The following is a 23077-nucleotide window of genomic DNA, read 5'->3' as shown; positions in this document are numbered from 1 at the left end:
AAATAAAAAAACATGAAAAATTTTAAAAAAATAATTACCGGATTAATAGTGTTACTTACACTATCTTGTTCAGATGATATTTTAGATAACGACCCTGTTAGTAGTTTTTCTGCACAAGGTTTCTATCAGACATCAGCAGATGCTCAATCAGGAGTATATGGTATTTATGATGCTCTTCAGTCTACATTTCGTACTAACTTTTCTCATTGGGGAGAAGGAAGAGCCGATGCAGTTAATACAAATCATTCTGGTGACCCATTAGCGTTGCAACAAAACACCTTGAGTAAATCAATAACAACGGCAAGATGGAATAACATTTACGAAACTATAAGCCGTGCTAATTATGCTATAAAATATATTCCAGAGGTTTTTGAAACCGAAAGTGAATTCAGTCTTCAATTAATAGCCCAAGCGAGAGCATTAAGAGCATTATCCTACTTTTATGCTGTTAAAATTTGGGGAGATGTTCCACTGGTTGTAGAACCTTATGAAAGTGTTGATCAGGAATTTTTTATTGATAGAGTAAACAAGGAAGAAGTTTTAGATCAAGTAATAACTGATTTAATTTTTGCTTCTGAAAATTGTAGAGAAACTTTTTCTAGTAACGATTCGAGAATTCTTTTCACACAAGGTGCAGCAAACGCGTTATTAACGCATGTATATATGTGGAGAAAAGATTATGAAAATGCAGTTGTTAGTGCTGAAAAGGTTTTAGATAACAATTTATACTCATTAGTTTCAATGAACGATTGGTCTAAAATTTTTACATCAGGATATACTAACGAAAGTATTTTTGAAATAGCTTATGATGACACGCAAACAAGTGGACTTAGAACACTTTACGCAGTAGGTTCTGATAGTGACTATTTTCCAAGTGTTTCGTTTAGAAACTCTTTTGAAGATGATGATCAAAGAAAAGATTTAATCTATGACACCACAAATGCTAACCCAAGAAAAATATGGAAATTTTTTGGAAAAGACTTTAATGATGAAAGTGCAGACCCTTCTGCAAATAATATAGTGTTATTACGATTAGCAGATATCATCCTGTTAAAGGCAGAAGCACATAACAAACTTAACGAAGTAGATGAAGCATTAAGCTTATTAAACCTAATTCGCAATAGAGCTGGAATAGGTACCTTAGATGAAACTGAGGCTATTAGTATGTACGGAGATGTTGAATCAGCAATATTACATGAAAGATCAATTGAATTATCTTTTGAAGGACATCGTTGGTTTGATTTAGTAAGAACCGGTAAAGCTATAGAGGTAATGAATCCTATAAACGGATTAAGTGATGAAGCTAACTTTGTATGGCCTTTACATGAAGATGCTTTAAACAAAAATCCTAAATTAGAACAAAATCAATTTTATAATTAAAATTATTTTAAAATTTTAAATCCAAAAAAATGAAAAAAAATAAAATAATTGGACGTCCTTACATCGGAGTTTTTGTAATTATGATTGTAACTCTTTTTTACAATTGTGAAATACAAGATAACTTTTCATATGACCATATAGACGCTAATGCCGAATTGGGTATTACAGCATGGGAATATATTCAAAACCATGACTCATTAAATTTATTAGAAGAAGCTATAACGCTGACAAGTACGCAGAGTTTTTACGAAAGTGGTTCAGATAAAACTTTTATTGCCCCAACGAATGAGGCATTTACAAATTATTTAGAAGACAACTCGTACCTAAGTTTATCTGAAGTTCCGGTACCAATCTTACGTAATGCACTTAAATATCATATTGTAAATTCATATGTGTCTTTTGACGATCCTGATTTAATGGAGCGAAACAATCCATTGCCATATACAACTGAAAATGGTCAAACCATTTATTTATCGCATAATAGCCAATTTACAGGAATTGTAAACGAAGGAACTAGTAAGCAATGGAATATCATTACCTCCAATTTAAAATCAACAACTGGGGTTATACATGTATTACCTTCAATTGTTTATTTTTCAGCACTTACAACCGGCAACGACGATCCTGATCCATCTATTACTATGGATACCATTTATCCAATACACGATACGTATATTAATGGTGGTAGCCAATCTGGAAGAAATTTTGGTACCGATGCTCTTATTAAGGTTAAGAATGTTTCAGATAATGGTCTTTACGATAGAAAAGGATATTTAATGTTCGACTTGAGTGAGTTAAGTGATGAAGGTGTTATTATTGACTTTAAATTAGAGTTACCAATTAAGTTTACCCATGGTAAAGAAGTTGACTTTAATGTTTACGAAGTACAAGATACTTTATGGAGTGAGGTTGGATTAACCTTTGACAATGCAACTTTTCCTACTGAAGCCCCTATTGCAACTATAACAACTTCAAAATTAAGCTCATTTGAATTTGATCTTATTGATTATTTAAAAAGTTTAACTAATAAAGGTAGAGTTTCATTTATGCTCGATGGTGAACTTGGAAGTAATGAAACAGACGAATTTTATTCTAAGGAAAACACCTTAGGTTTTAACCCTCCAATGCTTATTGCTAGACTTTCAACTAAAACGAGTGTCCTTACTGTAGAAGCAAATACTGGCTTTTCAGTAGACAGTGGAGAGAATTTTGCATTTGACAATACCGTTTTAGAGATTCTTGGTGCTGCTCCAGAAGATATAAGCTATACTATTGAAGAGGCTCCAGAATTTGGATGGCTAGTAAGAGGTGCAAGTATTTTACAAGTTGGAGATACTTTTACACAAGAGGATATAGATGTAATGAATCTTATTTATATAAATAATGGTTCTGGATCTTCAGATAAAATTGTTGTTTCAGCAGCAGATAAAGTTGGTGCTACTGTAGATAACTTTGACATAAACATAACAATCCAATAGGGAAGTATAATATGATAATACCTATAAAATCAACCCTTGCTTATTTTTGTTTTTTATTACTATTCCCCTTGCTTATAGTAAGCTCGTGCAGTGAGTCAGAAAGTGACAATGATGAAACTCCTATTGCTACGACCAGAATTATTAGCTTTTCAGGATACGAATGGGTAGTTAGAACTTCAAAAGATGATAAACAAGGTCCTGGACCTAATTATTTTTCAGATTCTGAAGAAAATGTTTGGGTTGATAAAGATGGAAAATTACACTTAAAATTGGTTCAACGAGGTGGTATTTGGTACTGTGCAGGTATAACATTACGCCAAACGCAAGGACATAAAAAATATGTTTTCTATCTATCTAGTAGAGTTGATCAATTGGATGAAAATGTTGTTGCTGGATTGTTCACTTATAAGAATGACGAAGAAGAAATTGATATCGAATTTTCTAGATGGTCAGATACTGAGAATCAGAACTCACAATTTGCAATTCAACCGTCTTATGTAGCAGGAAATAAAACACGTTATGATATGAATTTAGATAGTAATTTATCTACACATTTCTTTGATTGGCAAGCTGATAAAATTGAATTTGGCAGTTATGAAGGGCATACGTTAGAGCCAGAAACTAGTGCTATTATTAACAAATGGACATATACTGGCGAAGATATACCTCCACTTAATGACGAGCGTTTAAAAATAAACCTATGGTTGTTTAGAGGTAATGGACCTACTGATAACAAAGCCGCTGAAATGATCATTGACCGTGTTGAAATATTATAAAGTATAAAAATAGTTGAGTTAGTAATTAAGGATTGAAACTCTTGTTGATTATATATTTTTTAATTAACAGAGTTTCTTTTAACCGAAACACTTAAAAGTAAATGAATAAGATAATGTCTGACCACAACCAAGATATTAATGTTTTTCCTAATAAAACAGCAACAGGTGTTGCTGCAGGTAAAGCCATAGAAACATGTATTGTAAAATTGCAAAGTACGCAAAATAGTGTACGTATAATATTTGCTGCAGCTCCCTCACAAGATTCAATGCTAGCATACTTAACCAATTCAAATTTAATTGATTGGAATAAAGTAACAGCATTTAATATGGATGAGTATATTGGCTTAGAACCTGACTCACCAGCGTTATTTTCTTCATATCTCAACAAGAATTTGTTTTCAAAAATAAATGTTAAAAACAAAAACACAATCAATGTTCATAATGGTATTTCTAATGAGCTAACGAGATATACAGATTTAATTTTAGATGCTCCAATAGATATTGTATGTTTAGGAATTGGAGAGAATGGACATATTGCCTTTAATGATCCACCGGTAGCTGATTTTGATGATTCAGAAACAATAAAAGTGGTTAAATTAGACCACGCGTGTCGTGTACAACAGGTAAATGATGGCTGTTTTGACGCTATACAAATGGTGCCTGAAAAAGCTATTACATTAACAATTCCAACACTTTTAAGAGGTAAACATTTATTTTGTGTTGTTAATGGTGTAAATAAAAGCAACGCTGTAAAAGATACGTTGACTGGACCAATCACAACTTCATGTCCTGCTTCTATTCTTACAACACATGCTAATTGTAAATTTTATTTTGATGAAGAAGCGTATCAAGAAACGTCGAAGCTTCAAAAAGTCTAGTTAAAATTACTATCTCAAAGTAATCTTTTAAAATAAATCAGTAAATTAAAACCCGCTATGAATTTTTCTATTTTTCAAAAAATGAACAAGATGAATTGTAACTATTTTTATACGTTTTTATTGCTGATTTGCTCTGTTGCATTTGGGTCTTCTCAGCTAATTGCACAAAAACAAGTACAAACAGAAACAGATAATTTCAAAGTTAAAGGGTTTCATTTAGATTTACGTATACAAGTAATGACTCCTAAAGCTTTAATGGAATTTGCCGACGAGCTTTCTGAGTTAGGTATGAATACATTAGTGTTAGAATGGGAAGGTACTTATCCTTTTGAAAAACATGCAACTATCTCTAATAAATACTCATATACAAGAGCTGAGGTAAAAAGCTTTATTTCACATTGTGAAAACTTAGGAATTAAGGTTATTCCGTTGCAACAGACATTGGGTCATGTAGAATATATTTTACGTAATCCAAGATATAGTATTTTGAAGGAAGACCGTAAAGATATTTCTCAGTTATGCCCGATGGAAATTTCTGACAATAAAGCCTTGTTTACCGACTTATTTACTGATTTAGCAAACATGCATAATTCAGATTATATACATATTGGTGGTGATGAAACTTACCTATTGGGTCATTGTGAAAAATGTAAAAAGAAAGTCGCAGAAGAAGGTAAATCAAAATTATTTGTTGATCATATGAAAATGATAGCAGACATTGTGATCTCTTTAGGCAAAAAACCAGTGATGTGGGCAGATATTATTTTAAAATATCCTGAAGCGGCTGCAGATTTACCGAAAGAAACCATTTTTGTGGATTGGAATTATGGCTGGAAAATTAATCATTTTGGAGATATTCCAAACCTTCAAAAATTAGGTTTTACCTTTTGGGGATCACCTGCAATACGATCTCATCCAGACAATTGGTTTATAACCGATTGGGCTACCCATTTTAAAAATCAAAAGGAATTTATTCCCTATGCTAGAAAAGCGAACTATGAAGGTATCATTATGACTTCTTGGTCTACTTCTGGAGTATACGGTTTTACTTGGGATGTTAACTATGATGTAGTAGACATGGTTCAAATTAGAAACACTTATCCCCTCTCTGGATTCAATATTTTAATTCAAAGTTATACCGAAGCACTTGAATCAAAAGATGCTATTGATCCGCAAGCCTTTGTTTTAAAATATGCAAAAAAACAGTTTGGTTTAAAAAAACAAGATGCTCAAAAATTATCTGAATTTATATTTTTTCCAAAAGAGTTAATCACAAATGGAAAACCGGATAAAAGTTCAAGTATTGCCGTAATGAAAAATGATTACGGAAAAGTTAGGGACCAGTTAATTCTCATAAATCCTAAAAAAAACAAAGAGGAATTTGACCATTTTAAATTAATGGCAGATTTAAGAATGCATTACTTAAATTTTAAGGAAGTAGAATCTGCGTATAATTCGGTTGATTTCGTAAGATCTCAAACGCCTGAACTACTTGAATCCTTAAATAAAATACTAGAAAATGCAAAAGGGTTAGACAAAAGATTTCTTGCTCTGAACAAAGGTTTTCTTTATGATTCAGAAATAAATGAGCAAAACTTTTTACGAACGCAACAAATGCACGCCTTACATGATCGCTTAGCAAAACTAAAATAGACGCTATGCGTAACTAAGCATTTGACAATTGGGTAGATTCCCTAATAATTAAATTTGTTCTTAAGGTTATAGACTCTGAATTTATAAATTCATCCTTATCTTCAATATGTCGAATTAATAATTTTGCAGAAGACTCACCCATTTGAAAAGCACAATCGTTAATGGTTGTTAAATTAGGTTCAATAATTTTAGAAATAGGATAGTTACTAAACCCAACAATGGCAACATCTTGAGGAATTTTTACACCATGCTTTCTAAAAACTTGAATAACACTAACTGCGGTATAGTCATTTGCACAAAAAATGCCATCTGGTAATTCTGAAAATTCTAAATACTTTTTAGCACAAATAACACCCTCCTCGTAACCCAAATGTTTTGTCTGTAATATTAAATCTTGGTGTATGGGTAGTTTATATTTTTGAAGTGCTGCTTTGAACCCTTCTAAACGGGCTTTAAATATATCTGTTTTTTGACTTCCTGCTATATGCCCTATTCTTTTACAGCCTTTTTTAATAAGATGTTCTGTTGCCGTAAAAGCAGACTCAAAATCGTTGATTACTATTTTATTTGCATCAAAATCTGTAGGTACTCTATCGTAAAAAACCATAGGAACTCCTAGTTTATCAAATTTCTTAAAATGATCACACTTTTCAGTTTCAATACTTAAACAGATAATAATACCATCTACCATTCTATTCTGTAATATCTTGGCGATTTCCTTTTCACGTTTTAGCGAATCTTTTGATTGAAAAATAGTAACGTTATACCCATTTTTATATGCAAAATCTTCAATTCCACTTATAACTAATGAATGAAAATGAATATCAATTCTAGGCACTATTATACCGATAGATTTGGTTTTTTTTGTTCTAAAACTTGAAGCTATAGAATTGGGAATAAAACCTAGTTCTTCTGCCTTTCGTTGTACCTTTTTTTTGGTAGCATCACTAATAGCGGGATGGTTATCTAATGCTCTTGAAATTGTCGATGCAGATAAATTTAAATCTTTAGCTAAGTCCTTTAATGTAATTCTCCTATTCTTCATAATAAAACATACAAACGTTTGCATTTTAATGATTCATATCTCATGAAAATCATAACACTGAAAAGATTCAAAACCGGATTGAAAAGCTCAATAAAATGTTCGCTTATGCAAGCTAAGAAAAAATATAAACAAAAACTCCATTAAAAGAAAATTAGTTATGCAAACGTTTGCATAAAAATTAAAATTGTTTTATGTTTGTTGAAAACGAAGATAAAGTTAGTTTTATAATTCAAAATAATTTTACTTAAAAAAAAGTAATTCTCTATCAAAACAATAATTAATTGCATAGACTTACGCACATTATATAATGACATCTTTTAATTAATTTACATAAAAAATAGACTTAAATGCAACTACTAGATTGGTTAGTTTTATCATGTTATTTTGTAATGCTTATCTCCATTGGCTTGTGGGCATATTCACGAGTAAAAAGCTCGGCTGATTTCTATACTGCCGGCGGTAAACTACCTTGGTGGTTGTCTGGTATTTCTCATCATGTTTCGGGTTATAGTGGAGCTGTTTTTGTTGCCTATGCAGGTATTGCCTATACCCACGGATTCACATTATATGTTTGGTGGGCTTTTACAGTTTCCATTGCTACATTGTTGGCTGCCTATTATATTGCACCAAAATGGGCAAGACTTAGAAAATATGCAAACATACAATCTCCTACCGAATATCTCTTAGTGAGATACAATGTACAAACGCAACAACTTATTGCTTGGGTTGGGTCTATTATAAAAGTTTTTGATACTGGTGGTAAGCTAGCAGCTATTGCCGTCTTACTAAATGTATTTAGTGGGACTTCCATTTCTTTCGGAATCGTATTGGTTGGTATAGTGTCACTTGTTTATATTACAATTGGAGGCTTATGGGCAGATGTTTGGAACGATTTTGCCCAATTTATTGTGCAACTTCTGGCCGGAATAACCATGTTCGTAATCATTTTAATGAATTTAGACGATGGTGCTTCTAGTATATTTACCATGTGGGATAAACTGCCTGAAGGAAATGCAGATTTCTTTAATGATCCATACACAATAGCCTTTGCTTTTACCATGTTACTCATTAATTTTTTCAGTTATAGTGGTGGTACATGGAATTTAGCGACCAGATTTATATCTTCATCTTCTGCAACTGTAGCTAAAAAAGCAGGTATTTTATCTGCCATCTTATACCTCATTTGGCCATTAATTCTTCTGTATCCTATGTTTGCGGCTCCTCTATTTTTTGACAATTTAGAAGATCCCACTTTATCATACGGCCTAATGGCCTTGAAATTTTTACCTGCCGGTTTATTAGGTCTTGTACTTGCTTCAATGTTCGCAAATACACTCTCAATGACATCGTCAGATTCTAATACCATATCTTCCGTTATTTGTAGAGATATTTTACCTAAATTGTTTCCTAAATTCAGAAACCTCTCAAGAAGCAGGGAGTTAAGATTGGCAAGAATAACTACTTTTTGTTTTACATTAATAACAATTATTGTAGGATTAAATGCAAGTAAATTTGGAGGTGTTTTCGGATTAATAGTTACTTGGTTTGCGGCTTTATTAGGACCCATGTCAGTTCCAATGATTCTTGGACTTCTACCTATGTTTCAAAAAAGTGGCAGTAAAGCGGCTATCGGTTCCATAATTGGTGGTTTAGCTGTTTTTGCTTTATTAAAAGTTGTCGAACAAAAATCACTTGCTCTTGAGTTGGGAGCCCCTATTTTGGCTTCCTTAGTACTTTTTATTGTAATTGGTCTTTTTAATAAAGAAGCTGTGCCGCAAAAAGTAAAGGACTTACATTCCAACTTAATTAAAGGTTCAAAAAACGGGTAAATTATGACGATTGAAGCATTAGATTATAGAACGAACAAACCTATTAGTGTTCATATAAAAAATGGATATATAGACAATATAACGGTAGGTAAAGAGCAATTAGACACATCATATTACATTGCCCCGGGCTTAGTTGATCTACAAATTAATGGATTTAAAGGAATCGACTTTAATACAATAGGATTAACTATTGCTGACCTTAAAACATTAACGCAAATTCTCCTTGAAAAAGGAATTACCACCTACTACCCTACTGTAATTAGTAATAGTAATATTGCTACCGAATCATTATTGAAAGTTATAGCGAAGGCTTGTGACAGCTTTACGGATGTAAATGCATGTGTTGGTGGTATACATCTAGAAGGTCCATTTTTATCTATGGAAGATGGTCCTAGAGGTGCACATTCAAAGGAGTTTATAAAGGCTCCAGACTGGGACTTATTTTCTAAATGGCAAAAAGCTTCAGGAAATAGAATTAAAATTATCACATTATCACCAGAATGGTCAGAATCCACTGCTTTTATTAAAAAATGCGTAGATACTGGAGTTATTGTTTCTATCGGACATACCGCTGCTTCTGCAAAACAAATAAATGATGCTATTGAAGCAGGTGCAAGCATGTCTACACATTTAGGTAATGCATCACACGCTATGTTGCCTCGTCATTCAAATTATGTTATGGAACAATTGGCCTCAGATGATCTTTGGTCATCATTAATTGCCGATGGTTTTCATTTACCAGATTCACTTTTAAAAATCTTTATAAAAACAAAACCTAATAAGAGTATATTGGTAAGTGACGCTACATCTTATGCAGACCTTTTACCGGGAACGTATAAGGCTCATATTGGTGGTGACGTTGAACTTGATTCTAACGGTAGATTGTTTATGAAAAACAGTCCAAAAATGCTTGCAGGTTCAGCTCAATCCTTACTTTGGTGTGTTAATCAATTAATAAAGAAGCAAATTTTAGCATTACCTGAAGCTTGGAATATGGCCTCATTAAAACCAACCGAATTGTTATTTGGTAGCTCTACAAATTACTTACAAATAGAACACCCTGCAGACCTTGTCGTCTTTAAAAAAGACGGTGACACTTTAAAAATTATAAAAACCATTAAATCTGGGAAACTAGTTTTTTCTAATTCTGATAACAACTAAATATCTTGCCTAAAAAATATGAATACATTAAAAATAAAATTTACGACTGCATTATTTCTTCTTTTTATTGCTGTATCAAATGCTCAAATGAATATAATTCCTCGTCCTATGGAAATCTCCACTGGAGAAGGATCTTTCGTTTTAACAAGTAAGACTAAAATTGTATATGGTAAAGACAGTGAAAATTCAGCAGTATTACTTGCCTCTATTCTTGAAAAAGGTTTTCATAAAAAACCTAAGCTTAAAGAAAAAGGTAATGGTATTCAATTAATAATAAATCCAGAACTTGAAAAAGAATTAGGTAAGGAAGGTTATCAATTAAAAACGACAACTAAAAACATTCAGATTGAAAGTGCTACAAGTACTGGGTTGTTTTACGGAATTCAATCTTTTAGACAATTATTACCTACTAATTTTGAAACAACTAAATTTCTAAATAAAACAGTAGCAATTCCTGTTGTAGCAATAAAAGATAAGCCCCGTTTTCCTTGGAGAGCTTTTATGTTAGATGAGTCGCGTCATTTTAAAGGTTCTGACCCCGTAAAAAAGTTACTCGATCAAATGGCCCTTATAAAAATGAATGTTTTTCATTGGCATTTAACAGATGATCAGGGCTGGCGAATTGAAATAAAAAAATACCCTAACCTGACCAAAATCGGTAGCTATAGAAAGGATACTCAATTAAGTAGAAAAAGCCCAGAAAGAGTTGGTAAACCACACGCAGGTTTTTACACACAAGAGCAAATTAAAGAAATCATTAAATATGCAGAGGAACGACACATTACAATTATACCTGAAATTGAAATGCCTGGGCATGCTACAGCAGCAATAGCTTCCTATCCTTGGCTTGGTATTTTAGGAACGACAACAGAAGTTACACAAGAATTTGGTAAATTGGATGATTCTTTCAATTTAGCAGACCCTAAAGTAAATGAATTCTTAAAAGATGTATTAACAGAAGTCTTTGACCTTTTTCCTAGTAATATTGTTCATATTGGCGGTGACGAAGTAAAGTTTGAAACTTGGGAGAAATCAAAAGACATACAAGATAAGATTAAAAAAGAAGGCTTAGTATCTCCCGCCGATCTTCAAATATTTTTCACTAATCAAATTTCGAAATTCATCGAAGAAAATGACCATCGTATGATGGGATGGAATGAGATACTAGGAGATAATGTGCATGAATGGGATAAAGAGAATAATATGGAAGTTAAAGAGAAGCTATCGAAAACTGCTATTATTCATTTTTGGAAAGGAAGCCTAGATTTGGTTAATAAAGCGGTGACTAATGGACATGAAGTGGTTAACTCTTTGCATTCGATGACCTATCTTGACTATAATTATAAATCATTACCGCTCTCAAAAGCCTATTCATTTGACCCAATACCTGAAGGTTTAGATGCAAAATACACTAATAAAATATTAGGTTCTGGCTGTCAAATGTGGAGTGAATGGATTCCGACCGTAAAACAAATGGAGCAGCAAATTTATCCGAGAATAGCAGCATATGCTGAAGTAGGTTGGACACAAAAGGCCAATAAAAATTACAAAAACTTTACTCAAGCTTTAATTCAACTTGAAGAAAGGTGGCGTCAATCAGGTATTAATTATCATGAAGGATTAGATTAGTAATTCTCACTAATTAAGGAAACATAATTCTATAAAAATATTTTACTAACACAAGAGAATAACTCACATACGCTAAACAATTATATATAAACAAATTCTTGAAATCTAACGAACAGATGATATGTTTCATATTTAAGAATAAAAAACCTAGACGAATGTCTAGGTTTTTTAATATTTCTTGAAATAATCTCTAATGATAATTTATTTATTCAACGCTTATTTGGCCAATTGAACCTCCACTTCTAAGGGTGTATTTATTTGCTTAGCAAAAGTGTTTAGATAACTTTCCCACTCTTGTTTCGTTTTAAATTGACCACTTTTTTTCCAACCAAAACCTGCATAATAAGTCACTTCGTTATTATTTACTTTAAGGTTTGCATATGCATTACTTTCATCAATTAATTCTGTATCATATTTTTCGAAACTAAGAAACGTACTTTTAGGAGCAACAATAGCAGTGCCAATTTCAGAATCACCATGAGGTTCCCAATAACTAACCCAACCATTATCAGTATTACCTGAAACTACACCATCTTTTTCATGTAGGGTTAAACCTACTGAAACAGTATCAAGACCTTCTAAAGAAACCACGAATTTTGAAAAATTATTACCTAAATCTAAACTAATAACTTTAGATTCTTTTATCGATTTTCCGGCAGCATTCCAAGTAGCAACCTCCAAATAAAAACTCGTTCTTATTGGACCAGTAGTAATTGTACGCCATTTAGTATAATTTTTAGAGTAATAATATGTGCTATCAATCTTAGCAGCAATACCACCAACACCACGACTTACACCTACATGAAAATTATCTAAACCTTCTCCAGTATCTACATGATAAGACCCTTCGGTTTCAAGATCTTTCTTATACCATTTATTAATAATTGGATATTCTACTCTTTTTAACCATGCATCCACTCCACTAGAAAGTGTACCTCCAGGCACGTTATCCTCAATCATTTTTTGTGCCGTTGGACCGTAAACTCGAAAGGCAACTCTGTCGTTTTCCCAAGCATAATCGTCCGTTCTTTCTGGCACAAAACGAGAATAACACAATTCATCTGCTGTTGGTTTTTCGGCTTCTGTTACCGTGACAACTTCGTAAGAAACTTCGGAATTTGGGCCAACCTTAGGTTGGAATAAAATATCGTCCATTACTCCGTCATCATCATTATCTACCAATTGGGTAACTTGAAGCTCTCCTGTTTTTACATCTTTAATACCAATGTTAGAAAAATCATCAACTTTTAATTCTGATTTACTAAAAGCTAAGGTTTCATGTGTACGCTCAATATCAAGCGAATTTTTAACAACTATAGTTGTTGACTTTTCTTTTTCTGCACAAGACATCAGCAATAAAGCTGAACTTATAGAAAGAATTAATAATCTTTTAGTTTGCATAATAAATTATCGTTTTAATATTATTACTCATTAGCTGGTTTCCCTATAGTAGCCAAAATACCTCCATCAACATAAACTACATGCCCATTAACAAAGTCACTCGCTTTTGAACTTAAAAAGATGGCCGTTCCTTGTAAATCTTCAGGATCTCCCCATCTTGCCGCTGGTGTTCTTTTTATGATAAACTCGTTAAACGGATGTCCATCAACTCTAATTGGAGCTGTTTGACTGGTTGCAAAATAACCCGGACCAATTCCATTAGTTTGAATATTAAATTTTGCCCATTCCGTAGCCATACTCTTAGTTAGCATTTTCAAACCTCCTTTGGCGGCGGCATATGCACTAACAGTATCTCTACCTAGTTCGCTCATCATAGAACAGATATTAATAATTTTTCCACCTCCTCTTTTTATCATTCCTTTAGCTACATGTTTAGAAACTATAAACGGACCAACTAAATCTACATCAATTACCGCTTTAAAATCGACAACTTCCATATCAACAATAGGTGTTCTTTTAATAATTCCGGCATTATTTACCAAAATATCTATAGGACCAACTTCAGCTTCTATCTTTGAAACAGCTTCCATAACGGCCTTTTCATCAGTAACATCAAACACATAACCATATGCATTAAAACCACATGATTTATATTCAGCAACGGCATTTTCTAATGAATCTTTTGAATGATTGTTTACTACAATTGTTGCACCTGCACTACCCAATCCTTTGGCCATTGCCATTCCTAAACCATGAACGGCCCCAGTGACTAAAGCTACTTTTCCTGTTAAATCAAATAAGTTAATTGACATAATTTATTTTTATTTTAATTCGTTTATTTTACAATGATCCATATCTCCATAATCTAGGTTTTCACCAGCCATTCCCCAAATAAAAGTATAGCTACTTGTACCTGAACCTGAATGAATAGACCATGGTGGAGATATTACAGCTTCATTATTACCCATCCAAATATGTCTTGTTTCTTGAGGTTGCCCCATAAAATGACATACCGCTTGATCTTCTGGAACTTCAAAATAAAAATAAACTTCCATTCTTCTATCATGTACATGGGCTGGCATCGTGTTCCAAGAACTTCCTGATTTTAAAGTAGTCATTCCCATTTGTAACTGACAAACATCTACTACACTATTTACTATGTATTTTCTTAACGTACGTGCATTTGCAGTTTCTGGAGCACCTAATTCTACTACCTCAACATCTTTAATACCTATTTTTTTATTTGGAAATGCTTTGTGTGCAGGCGTTGAATTTAAATAAAACATAGCTGGATTTTCAGCTGATTTACTTGAAAAGATAACCTCCTTATTTCCTTGACCAACATACAAAGCTTCTTTATTATCTAATTCATATACCGTTCCGTCTATAGTTACTGTTCCGGATGCACCAATATTTATAATTCCTAATTCTCTTCTAGCAAGAAAAAATTCCGCTTTTAAAGCGTCAATGGTTTCTAATTTTAAAGGAGTTTTAGTTGGCACAGCACTTCCTGTTATAAATCTATCATAATGAGAATATACTAACTCAATCTTATCCGACTGCATTAAATTGTCAATTAAAAACTCTTCTCTTAATCTAGTAGTGTCATAAGATTTAACATCTTGTGGTGATGCTGCATACCTAGTTGTGTATTGTGTTTTCATTTTATATAATTTGATTGTTATGCAAACATACAAAAAATCAATTAAAAATACAATCGATTGTATTTTTAATTATTGTTACATTTGTCATATCTTTAACCGAGAAAGATTAATCCTAGATGAATATAAATAAAGTCACAATACATGATATCGCAAAAGCCTTGAACATTAATAGTTCTACAGTTTCAAGAGCTTTAAATGACAGCCCAAGGGTGACCAAAAAAACAAAGGAAAAAATTTTAAAAGTAGCTCAAGAAATGGGCTATCAGCGTAATCTCTTAGCTTCCAATTTACGTAAAAACGTAACCAACACCATTGGTGTTGTTGTACCTAGAATATCACGTCATTTTTTTTCTTCTGTAATTCAAGGTATCGAAGAAACGGCATACCAAGCCGGATTCAGTGTTATCATTTGTCAATCATTAGAACAATTAGAAAGAGAAAAAAACATTTTAGAAACCTTAGCTGCCAACAGAGTAGATGGCGTATTGATTTCAATTTCAATGGAAACAATGGACTATGAGCATTTAGAAGGTTTAAAAAATAGAGGAATTCCGTTGGTTTTTTTTGATAGACATTGTAATATTCCCGGCACTAACAATGTACTTATTGATGATTTTAAAGGCGGGTATGATGCCACTCAGCATTTAATTACCAAAGGATGTAAAAATATTGTACATTTTTCGGGGCCTCAAGAACTCGAAATTTACAAGAACCGTTTTAGAGGCTATAAAGAAGCTCTTAAGAAAAATGGTATTCCTTTTCGAGACGAATATTTAATAAGCTCTAGATTAATGGAGCAAGATGGCATTGATAATGTTAAAAAATTATTAGATAAAGGTGTCGTTTTTGATGCCATATTTTCTGCAAATGACGTCGCTGCGATAGGAGCAATAAAATGTTTAATTGAGAATGAAATTAAAATACCAGATGACGTAGCTATTGTGGGATTTAGCAATGAACCTATTTCAACAGTTATTAACCCCACCTTAACCACAATTAACCAACCCGGATTTGAAATGGGAAAAGCGGCAACAGATTTATTAATAAAAAATATAAAAAATGAAACTGGTTTGTTACGAGAGGAGACTCTAATAATGGACTCTAATTTAATAGAACGTCAATCTTCTCAAAAATAATCGCAATTTTACAGTACCACCTTTTATCTCTAAAACTAAAATATGTTGTTAGTCAAAAAAATAAAAAAAACCTTCGAACAATTTCAACATAATGGCGAATTTCAATCTTTTAAAGAATTAGCATCTGGTCACATCAATGACACTTATTTAGTGATAACTAAAGAGAAGCCATATTTTGTCTTACAACGTATCAATCATGGTGTTTTTAAAGATGTTCCAGGTCTTATTGAAAACAAAGTTGCCGTTAGTAATCATATTCAAGAAAAATTGAAAGACCTCTCTTCAAAAAAACGTAAACGTCGTGTGCTCACGTTCGCAAAAACTAAAACAGGAGGTTCTTACCTCAAAGATGAAGGAGGAAATTTCTGGAACTTGATGTATTTTATCGACAACAGCGTAACTCATGAAATAGTTACTAATAAAGAAATAGCCTATGAAGGCGGGCGTTTACTAGGAAAATTTCTGACACTTACAAGCGACTTTGATCCTTCAAAATTAGTGGAAGTCATTCCTAAATTTCATGATATGTCGTTTCGCTATGAACAGTTTAATGACGCTTTTAAAATAGCTTCATCAGAAAGGTTAGAAAATGCCAAAAAATATATAAAACTTGTTGAAGATTCAAAAGAAGAAATGCATGTTATTCAGAAGCTAAAAGAGTCTGGAGAAATTAAGCTTAGAGTTACTCATAATGACACAAAAATATCAAATGCTTTATTTAATAAAAAAAATAAAGGTTTATGTCTTATTGATACGGATACGGTAATGCCAGGTATTGTACATTATGACTTTGGAGATGCTATTAGAACCATTTGTAATACGGCTGCTGAAGATGAAACTAATTTAGATCTAGTTACGTTTAATCTAGACTATTATAATGCTTATAAAAAAGGCTTTTTAAAACAAATGAAAGCTTCTTTATCTGCAATAGAATTACGATATTTGCCTTTAAGTGCCAAAACTATGATGTTTATAATGGGCTTACGTTTTTTAACAGATTATCTAAATAATGATATCTATTACAAAACAAAATATCCCGAGCACAATTTAGATCGTGCTAAAAATCAATTTAAACTCATTCAAAGTTTTACCGAAAAAACAGAACAGTTATAAAACTAAAATTAATCTTTAAAAACAACCCACATTATTATGTTAAAAAGTAGTATCGACAAAGCAACAGGATTCGAAAAAAGATTTGAAAACATAGGCACCGTTGTTTACGAGAATTCTACTACTGCCTCTAAGGCAGTTGCTCAAGAAATAGCAGATCTAATTCGTGTTAAACAAGCTCAAAAGCAACCTTGTATTTTAGGACTAGCAACAGGTTCTTCACCAAAAAGTTTATATGCGGAATTAGTACGTTTGCATAAAGAAGAAGGCTTAAGTTTTAAAAATGTAGTTTCATTTAATTTAGATGAATACTACCCAATGGAACCTGATTCTGTAAATAGCTATGTCCGTTTTATGAAAGAGCACTTATTTAATCATGTAGATATTTTACCTGAAAATCATCATGTTCCAGATGGCACCTTGTCTAAAGCTGAAATTGCTAATTATTGTGATCAATATGAAAATAAAATTGAAGCTTTAGGTGGTCTTGATTTACAAATTTTAGGTATTGGTGGTAATGGGCATATCGGTTTTAATGAATCTGGATCGCTTCAGAATTCTAAAACACGTTTGGTTGCTTTAGACCATATTACAAGAGTTGCTGCTAGTGGCGATTTTTCTGGATTAGAAAACACACCTAGAACAGCAATTACACTAGGGGTTAAAAAAATAATGGAGGCCAAAAGAGTTATTCTTTTAGCTTGGGGTGAGAGAAAATCTAATATAATAAAGGCTTCTACGGAAAGTGAAGTGACCAGCAGTGTACCTGCATCATTTTTGCAAGAACATGATAATGCTACTTTTGTTTTAGACAAAGAAGCGGCTTCTAAATTAACAAGAATCAATACACCTTGGTTAGTTGAAAAAATTGTTTGGACGGATAGACTTATTAGAAAAGCAGTACTGAGTCTTGCTCTATACTTAAAGAAACCAATTTTAATGTTAACTGATGCCGATTATATAGAGAATGGTATGAGTGATTTATTAGCAGATTCTGGTCCTGCATATGATATCAACATTAAAATATTCAACAAACTACAAAACACCATTACTGGTTGGCCAGGTGGTAAACCCAATGCAGATGATAGCAAAAGACCCGAACGTGCTGAACCTGCTAAAAAACGTGTACTAATTTTTAGTCCACACCCTGATGATGATATTATTAGTATGGGTGGTACATTTAAAAGATTACATGAGCAAGGACACGAAGTTCATGTAGGTTACCAAACCTCAGGAAATATTGCTGTTGCAGATGATGAGGCATTACGTTTTGCTCGTTTTGTATGTGACTATAACGATACGTTTAATATTGAAAACAAAGAGGCGGAAAATATTTATAAAAAAGCTGCAGAATTTTTAAAAAATAAGAAATCTAGTGAAATAGACACGCCAGAAGTTAGATATATAAAAGGGATCATTAGAAAAGGTGAGGCACGAGCGACTTGTCATTTCATCGGTATTCCAGATGAGCAAATTCACTTTATGGAATTGCCTTTTTATGAAACAGGTACCGTAGAAAAAAATCCGCTAGGTAAAGCTGATATCAAAATTACTTCTGATTTAATTGAAAAAATTAAACCACATCAAATATATGCTGCTGGTGATTTAGCAGATCCACATGGCACTCATAAAGTATGTTTAGATTCTGTTTTTGCTGCCTTAAAAGAATTAAAACCTAAAAAATTCATGGAAGATTGTTGGGTTTGGTTATATAGAGGAGCATGGCAAGAATGGGGTATTGACGAGATAGAAATGGCTGTGCCTATGGGACCGGATCAGGTTTTAGAAAAACGTAAAGGTATCTTTAAACATCAATCTCAAAAAGATGGTGTGGTTTTCCAAGGAGCAGATAGTAGAGAGTTTTGGCAACGTGCAGAAGATAGAAATAAAGAGACTGCTAGCTTATACGATGTGCTCGGATTGTCACATTACGCAGCTATGGAAGCATTTGTTAGATATCATTTTTAACACGATCCTGAATAGAAACTTATAGCTTATTAGTAAAATACAAATAACAAAAGTCTTGTGGAGTTATATATCTTTAGATATATAACTCTACTTTCTTCTATAAATATTCTTTACATAAGGTCTCCAAGTCTTACCATTATTCTTGGTATAACCGACAATCAATTCATTTTCATTTTCTGAAAGTGGTTTATAAATCAATTTGAAAGAAACTTCTTCACCCACTTTATCTTTGACCTTAGTCTCCGATTCTAAGTTCGTAAATACTAAGCTTTCATTATCAAATTCGCCTTTATATATTTCTATACTACCCACAGGAATATCCAACGATAATAAACGAAATGCTTTATCACATTCATCACTACCAATAGTATTAGTTAAATTAATAACGTAATTTTCTTTATTCAACTTTACTTTTTCAGTAATAAATGTATCCTCGATTACAAATTCAGAATTTCCTTCTCCGGACTTCACCCAACCTTTTGCATGTATGTAACTAAAAACATCAATGCTATAACTACCTACTAAAAATTTAATAGCACTAAATCTATTAGATATTGCGTCTTCAGTAATAGTTGGCATGTATGATAGCATAATTGGATTTTTGATTAATAAACTCTTCTATGTATTATAGACGATGAAAATTGTAATGTGTTACAAACTTTAACATTTGAATCCATAGTTTTTAACACAAAGACCAAGTGTGTTATATTCAAATAAAATTACTAAAACCATCACTATTATCACCTCAAAGCGATGTTGATTAGAATTTTAATCAATAAAATCACTTATTAATACGAATTATATTTTTATTTAAAATTCAAAAAACACTAATAAATTACTTACAGACCAAACATTTTTTAATCCATCACAAATTTAAAACCTGCCGAAATTATACCAGATTGTAAACCTGTATTTCTTTCGTAATAACTATATCTCAAATCAATAGTTTTTAATCCAAATTTTTGAATTTTTAGTTTCGTGAAAATATCTGTGTATTTAATTCCGAAACTATACTGATTCGCATTAAACTCGGACAAATCATAGTCAGAAGTATAATAGGTTTGCGTAGAAAAATGCTCTTCATAAGGAGCAAAATAATCTGCTGCTGTTTGATTATAATACCTATATGCGGGGTACAGCGTAAACTTATCTCCAATTTTTATAGGCAACTCAACACTAGCCGTGTGAGATGAAACACCCCAATCATCAGAATAATAACGGTAATAAGTCCGTACTGTTAAAAATTCATTTAAGTAATAATTAAACCGCATTCCTATTGGGGTTTTAAATCGTGAATTGGGTAATCTTTCAATATCATCGGCCAACTGAAAAACATCTTTATTTGATTTAGAGGTATAATTATCAATACTACTGGCATTTCCGATATAATAATTGGCTCTATCACCAAAATAAACACGCTGCATTGGATTTGAAAGCCATCCTTCTTGCTTAACCACATCTACAAATACCGATAGTTGAGCATTTTTACTTAAAATTTGAGAAAAACTTAATGACAAGGAGTAGGTATTTCGTTTTTCATCATCGACTAATGTAGTGTTAAAAGCACTCCAACTGTTTGAACTATTTTTATCTATAACATCACCGAATTGATCTAAAATATCAATATTTGAGAAAAAACCATTATTTAGATTTTGATTTGCCTCATTATATGAATCAATTTCAGTTGGATAAACAGGTTTCCATGTATCGAAAAACGCATTTGCTTTGACACTAATTTCCGTATTTTTCTCATTAAAAAGTCGTGCATAACTCCCGCCAAACCCAATAGAGGAGTAATCATATTCTTTGGCCAAACTAACATTAGCTCCCCAAATTTTATTTCTATCATCAGAGCTATGACTATAGCTTGCATTAAGATTAATCCATGTGTCTTTTTGAGAAGCTCCTGATGAAGCAACCCATGGGCTACCATTCGCCTCTGTAGGAAAATTTTCATCATCGTCATCATCATCGTCGTCGTCATCACCTCCTTGTGAGGCTCCAGAACTATCAAAAGGATCTAAGTTACTTGAAGATGCCGACGTATAAGCTGAGATTCCAGCATCGATAGTCAACACATCGTCATCATTTAAAGGAATTGAAATTGTAATCGTTGGTGTAAAATCGGTCAATTTCTCCGTACCAATACCTCCAGTAACCGCAGCATTATCACCATCTTGACTATAATAACTAGATAAGATATCTACTTCAACGTTTTCTAACACCCTCTTTTTATAAGATGTTTCTGGTATTTTTTCTTGAGCAAAAACTAAAACGGATGCAAAGCAACTGACAACTAGTAAAACTATTTTTTTCATAAACTCAATTTAATTACAACCACAACCTCCACCTGTTTTTCCTCCGTTAGCACCAGAAGCCGACTCTCTATACAATTGAAAATTGGTTTCAAAACGGTCAATTTTATTAGCTGACAATACCATGTCAGGATCATTCAAATTGATTTTTTCATATTCCTTTACAGCAACACAAGAACTAAAAACCATCATTACTAAGACTAAAAGGGCAATTTTTTTTAACATTATTTATTGATATTTATATGGTTTGATTTATGAATACTTCCTTTATCATCTATGATGATACACTCTATTTTTGGCAATTGATTGATCCTATTTAACCCCACTTCAATACCCATTACAAAAACAGAAGTTGCCAATGCATCGGCTAATTCAGCTTTGGGTGCAAAAACAGTAACGCTAATTACGCCACTTGATGGATAACCAGTACGCGGATCAATAATATGCGAATATCTTTTACCATTTATAGCCACAAACTTTTCATAATTACCTGAAGTAACCACAGCTCCGTTTTTTATAGGTAATAAACCGAACGCATTTTTTTTATTTAACGGGTTTGTTATTGCAACCTTCCAATAATCACCATTAGGTTGTCTACCCCATGTGTTCATATCTCCAGAGGCATTGATAATACCACCTTTAACACCTTTGTCTATAAGTAATTGCTTGGCTTTATCAGCTGCATAACCTTTACCGATAGCACCAAAACCAATTTTCATTCCTTTTAATTTTAAATATACCGTTTGCTTATTTTTATCGAGTACAATATTCTGATACCCAACTTTCGCAACTGAAGCTTTGATACTCTCTTCGGAAGGCATTTTAGTCATTAGACCATCAAATTTCCATATATGATCCATAGACGCATAACTAATATCAAAAGCTCCATCAGTTAGTTTAGAAATTGCCAAAGCCCTTTCAATTAAATCAAATAATTCTTTATCAACTTTAACAGGATTAATTCCTGCATTTCTATTTATTTCAGAAGTTTGTGAATTAGCATCCCAAGAGGAAATTAATTGCTCAATACGTTTAATCTCTTTTATAGCGGTGGTAATGTAACTATTCCCTTCAAGGGAATCATTCGCGATGACAGAAATATCAAACCTACTACCCATTAATTTTAAGGTTTGTCGGTAAGCAGTCTGTGCCTCTAGCGTTGAAAACACCAGAAGAAAAATACCTATACAGATATACTTGGGCATGTATTATTTTAAATTGAATTAAGGATCTCGATATAATCGGTCACACTCACTTTTTTATAACCAGTTGAACCTAACAATACACCGTTCTTATCTAAAACAGCTACAAAAGGAAAAAAACCTTGTTTATTATATTCTTCGGCTAATTTGTTGTTTTTTTCTTGTTGAGATTTACTTAATTTATTCTTCTTTTTTCTAGGAAAATCAGCAAGTAACATTACGTAATGCCCTTTTGAATAGGCTTTGAATTCATCTGAACTCCAAATCTCATTATCTAATTTTATGCATGGGGCACACCAATCTGATCCTTGAAATACTAAAATTATTTTTTGATTTTCAACAGTGGCTATTTTTTTTGCTTCTTGCAAATCTGATTGCCACTCTTGAGCTGTAGCCTTGAAAGAAAGGCTAATTACCAGACAAACGAGTAGAATTTTTTTGGTCATAATAAA

The 23077-nt window shown here is 32.5% G+C and carries 20 protein-coding genes; 11 read left to right on the top strand and 9 right to left on the bottom strand.

Going from position 1 to position 23077, the window contains the following annotated elements; translation table 11 throughout:
- Window positions 1-12 precede the first annotated feature (12 nt).
- The 5 genes from JBL43_RS17455 to JBL43_RS17435 all read left to right on the top strand — a co-directional run bounded on the left by JBL43_RS17455 (window position 13) and on the right by JBL43_RS17435 (window position 6165).
- The gene (locus JBL43_RS17455; RefSeq protein WP_198842679.1) at window positions 13-1380 is read left to right on the top strand and encodes a RagB/SusD family nutrient uptake outer membrane protein; all 1368 of its coding nucleotides are present in this window, start codon (window positions 13-15) and stop codon (window positions 1378-1380) included.
- A gap of 29 nt (window positions 1381-1409) precedes the next feature.
- Window positions 1410-2858: a CBM96 family carbohydrate-binding protein gene (locus tag JBL43_RS17450; RefSeq protein ID WP_198842678.1), complete on the top strand. Its 1449-nt coding sequence runs from the start codon at window positions 1410-1412 to the stop codon at window positions 2856-2858.
- A gap of 68 nt (window positions 2859-2926) precedes the next feature.
- Entirely contained in the window at window positions 2927-3634 is a 708-nt protein-coding gene (locus JBL43_RS17445) for a glycoside hydrolase family 16 protein (RefSeq protein ID WP_198842677.1), read from the top strand.
- A gap of 101 nt (window positions 3635-3735) precedes the next feature.
- Window positions 3736-4512, top strand: a complete 777-nt coding sequence (locus JBL43_RS17440; RefSeq protein ID WP_198842676.1) for a glucosamine-6-phosphate deaminase — start codon at window positions 3736-3738, stop codon at window positions 4510-4512.
- Between the two features lie 90 nt (window positions 4513-4602).
- Window positions 4603-6165 (top strand): family 20 glycosylhydrolase, encoded by a 1563-nt coding sequence (locus JBL43_RS17435; protein ID WP_198842675.1) that lies wholly within the window; start codon window positions 4603-4605, stop codon window positions 6163-6165.
- 13 nt (window positions 6166-6178) lie between these two features.
- On the opposite strand, the gene JBL43_RS17430 is transcribed toward JBL43_RS17435, so the two are convergent.
- Entirely contained in the window at window positions 6179-7210 is a 1032-nt protein-coding gene (locus tag JBL43_RS17430) for a LacI family DNA-binding transcriptional regulator (protein ID WP_198842674.1), read from the bottom strand.
- Between the two features lie 347 nt (window positions 7211-7557).
- On the opposite strand from JBL43_RS17430, the gene JBL43_RS17425 reads away from it, so the two are divergent.
- The 3 genes from JBL43_RS17425 to JBL43_RS17415 are packed head-to-tail and all read left to right on the top strand — an operon-like array spanning window position 7558 to window position 11829.
- Entirely contained in the window at window positions 7558-9039 is a 1482-nt protein-coding gene (locus tag JBL43_RS17425; RefSeq protein WP_198842673.1) for a sodium:solute symporter family protein, read from the top strand.
- A 3-nt stretch (window positions 9040-9042) separates the two neighbouring features.
- Window positions 9043-10200: an N-acetylglucosamine-6-phosphate deacetylase gene (locus JBL43_RS17420; protein WP_198842672.1), complete on the top strand. Its 1158-nt coding sequence runs from the start codon at window positions 9043-9045 to the stop codon at window positions 10198-10200.
- Window positions 10201-10218: 18 nt separating this feature from the next.
- Window positions 10219-11829: a beta-N-acetylhexosaminidase gene (locus tag JBL43_RS17415; RefSeq protein ID WP_198842671.1), complete on the top strand. Its 1611-nt coding sequence runs from the start codon at window positions 10219-10221 to the stop codon at window positions 11827-11829.
- A 216-nt stretch (window positions 11830-12045) separates the two neighbouring features.
- Here JBL43_RS17415 and JBL43_RS17410 read toward each other — a convergent pair whose 3' ends face one another.
- The 3 genes from JBL43_RS17410 to kduI are packed head-to-tail and all read right to left on the bottom strand — an operon-like array spanning window position 12046 to window position 14894.
- A complete protein-coding gene (locus JBL43_RS17410) occupies window positions 12046-13230 on the bottom strand; it encodes a BT3233 family polysaccharide utilization protein (protein WP_233098821.1) in 1185 nt (394 codons plus the stop codon).
- A gap of 23 nt (window positions 13231-13253) precedes the next feature.
- A complete protein-coding gene (locus tag JBL43_RS17405) occupies window positions 13254-14042 on the bottom strand; it encodes a gluconate 5-dehydrogenase (protein ID WP_198842670.1) in 789 nt (262 codons plus the stop codon).
- A 9-nt stretch (window positions 14043-14051) separates the two neighbouring features.
- Window positions 14052-14894 carry a 5-dehydro-4-deoxy-D-glucuronate isomerase gene (kduI, locus tag JBL43_RS17400; protein ID WP_198842669.1) on the bottom strand — a complete coding sequence of 281 codons (843 nt, stop codon included), beginning with the start codon at window positions 14892-14894 and terminating at the stop codon, window positions 14052-14054.
- 116 nt (window positions 14895-15010) lie between these two features.
- Between kduI and JBL43_RS17395 the strand changes: the two genes are divergently transcribed.
- From JBL43_RS17395 to nagB, 3 genes are read left to right on the top strand one after another with little or no spacing between them, the layout of a single operon-like run.
- Complete coding sequence (locus JBL43_RS17395; protein WP_198842668.1) at window positions 15011-16030, top strand: LacI family DNA-binding transcriptional regulator; 1020 nt, start codon at window positions 15011-15013, stop codon at window positions 16028-16030.
- A 42-nt stretch (window positions 16031-16072) separates the two neighbouring features.
- Window positions 16073-17143 carry a phosphotransferase enzyme family protein gene (locus tag JBL43_RS17390; RefSeq protein WP_233098820.1) on the top strand — a complete coding sequence of 357 codons (1071 nt, stop codon included), beginning with the start codon at window positions 16073-16075 and terminating at the stop codon, window positions 17141-17143.
- Window positions 17144-17179: 36 nt separating this feature from the next.
- Entirely contained in the window at window positions 17180-19108 is a 1929-nt protein-coding gene (nagB, locus tag JBL43_RS17385) for a glucosamine-6-phosphate deaminase (protein ID WP_198842667.1), read from the top strand.
- 87 nt (window positions 19109-19195) lie between these two features.
- Here nagB and JBL43_RS17380 read toward each other — a convergent pair whose 3' ends face one another.
- The 5 genes from JBL43_RS17380 to JBL43_RS17360 form a co-directional block, all read right to left on the bottom strand.
- Window positions 19196-19699, bottom strand: a complete 504-nt coding sequence (locus tag JBL43_RS17380; RefSeq protein WP_198842666.1) for a hypothetical protein — start codon at window positions 19697-19699, stop codon at window positions 19196-19198.
- Window positions 19700-19965: 266 nt separating this feature from the next.
- On the bottom strand, window positions 19966-21426 hold the full coding sequence (locus tag JBL43_RS17375) for a DUF3570 domain-containing protein (RefSeq protein WP_198842665.1): 1461 nt from the start codon (window positions 21424-21426) through the stop codon (window positions 19966-19968).
- A gap of 9 nt (window positions 21427-21435) precedes the next feature.
- Window positions 21436-21648, bottom strand: coding sequence for a DUF4266 domain-containing protein (locus JBL43_RS17370; protein WP_117882006.1), 213 nt, complete (start codon window positions 21646-21648; stop codon window positions 21436-21438).
- Window positions 21648-22628, bottom strand: coding sequence for an FAD:protein FMN transferase (locus tag JBL43_RS17365; RefSeq protein WP_198842664.1), 981 nt, complete (start codon window positions 22626-22628; stop codon window positions 21648-21650). Before JBL43_RS17365 ends, JBL43_RS17370 begins: the two co-directional genes overlap by 1 nt.
- 8 nt (window positions 22629-22636) lie before the next feature.
- Window positions 22637-23071, bottom strand: a complete 435-nt coding sequence (locus tag JBL43_RS17360) for a thioredoxin family protein (RefSeq protein ID WP_198842663.1) — start codon at window positions 23069-23071, stop codon at window positions 22637-22639.
- Window positions 23072-23077 lie beyond the last annotated feature (6 nt).

The organism is Aureibaculum flavum (genome assembly GCF_016406085.1).
GTDB lineage: Bacteria > Bacteroidota > Bacteroidia > Flavobacteriales > Flavobacteriaceae > Aureibaculum > Aureibaculum flavum.
This window is presented reverse-complemented; position numbering and strand designations above follow the sequence as displayed.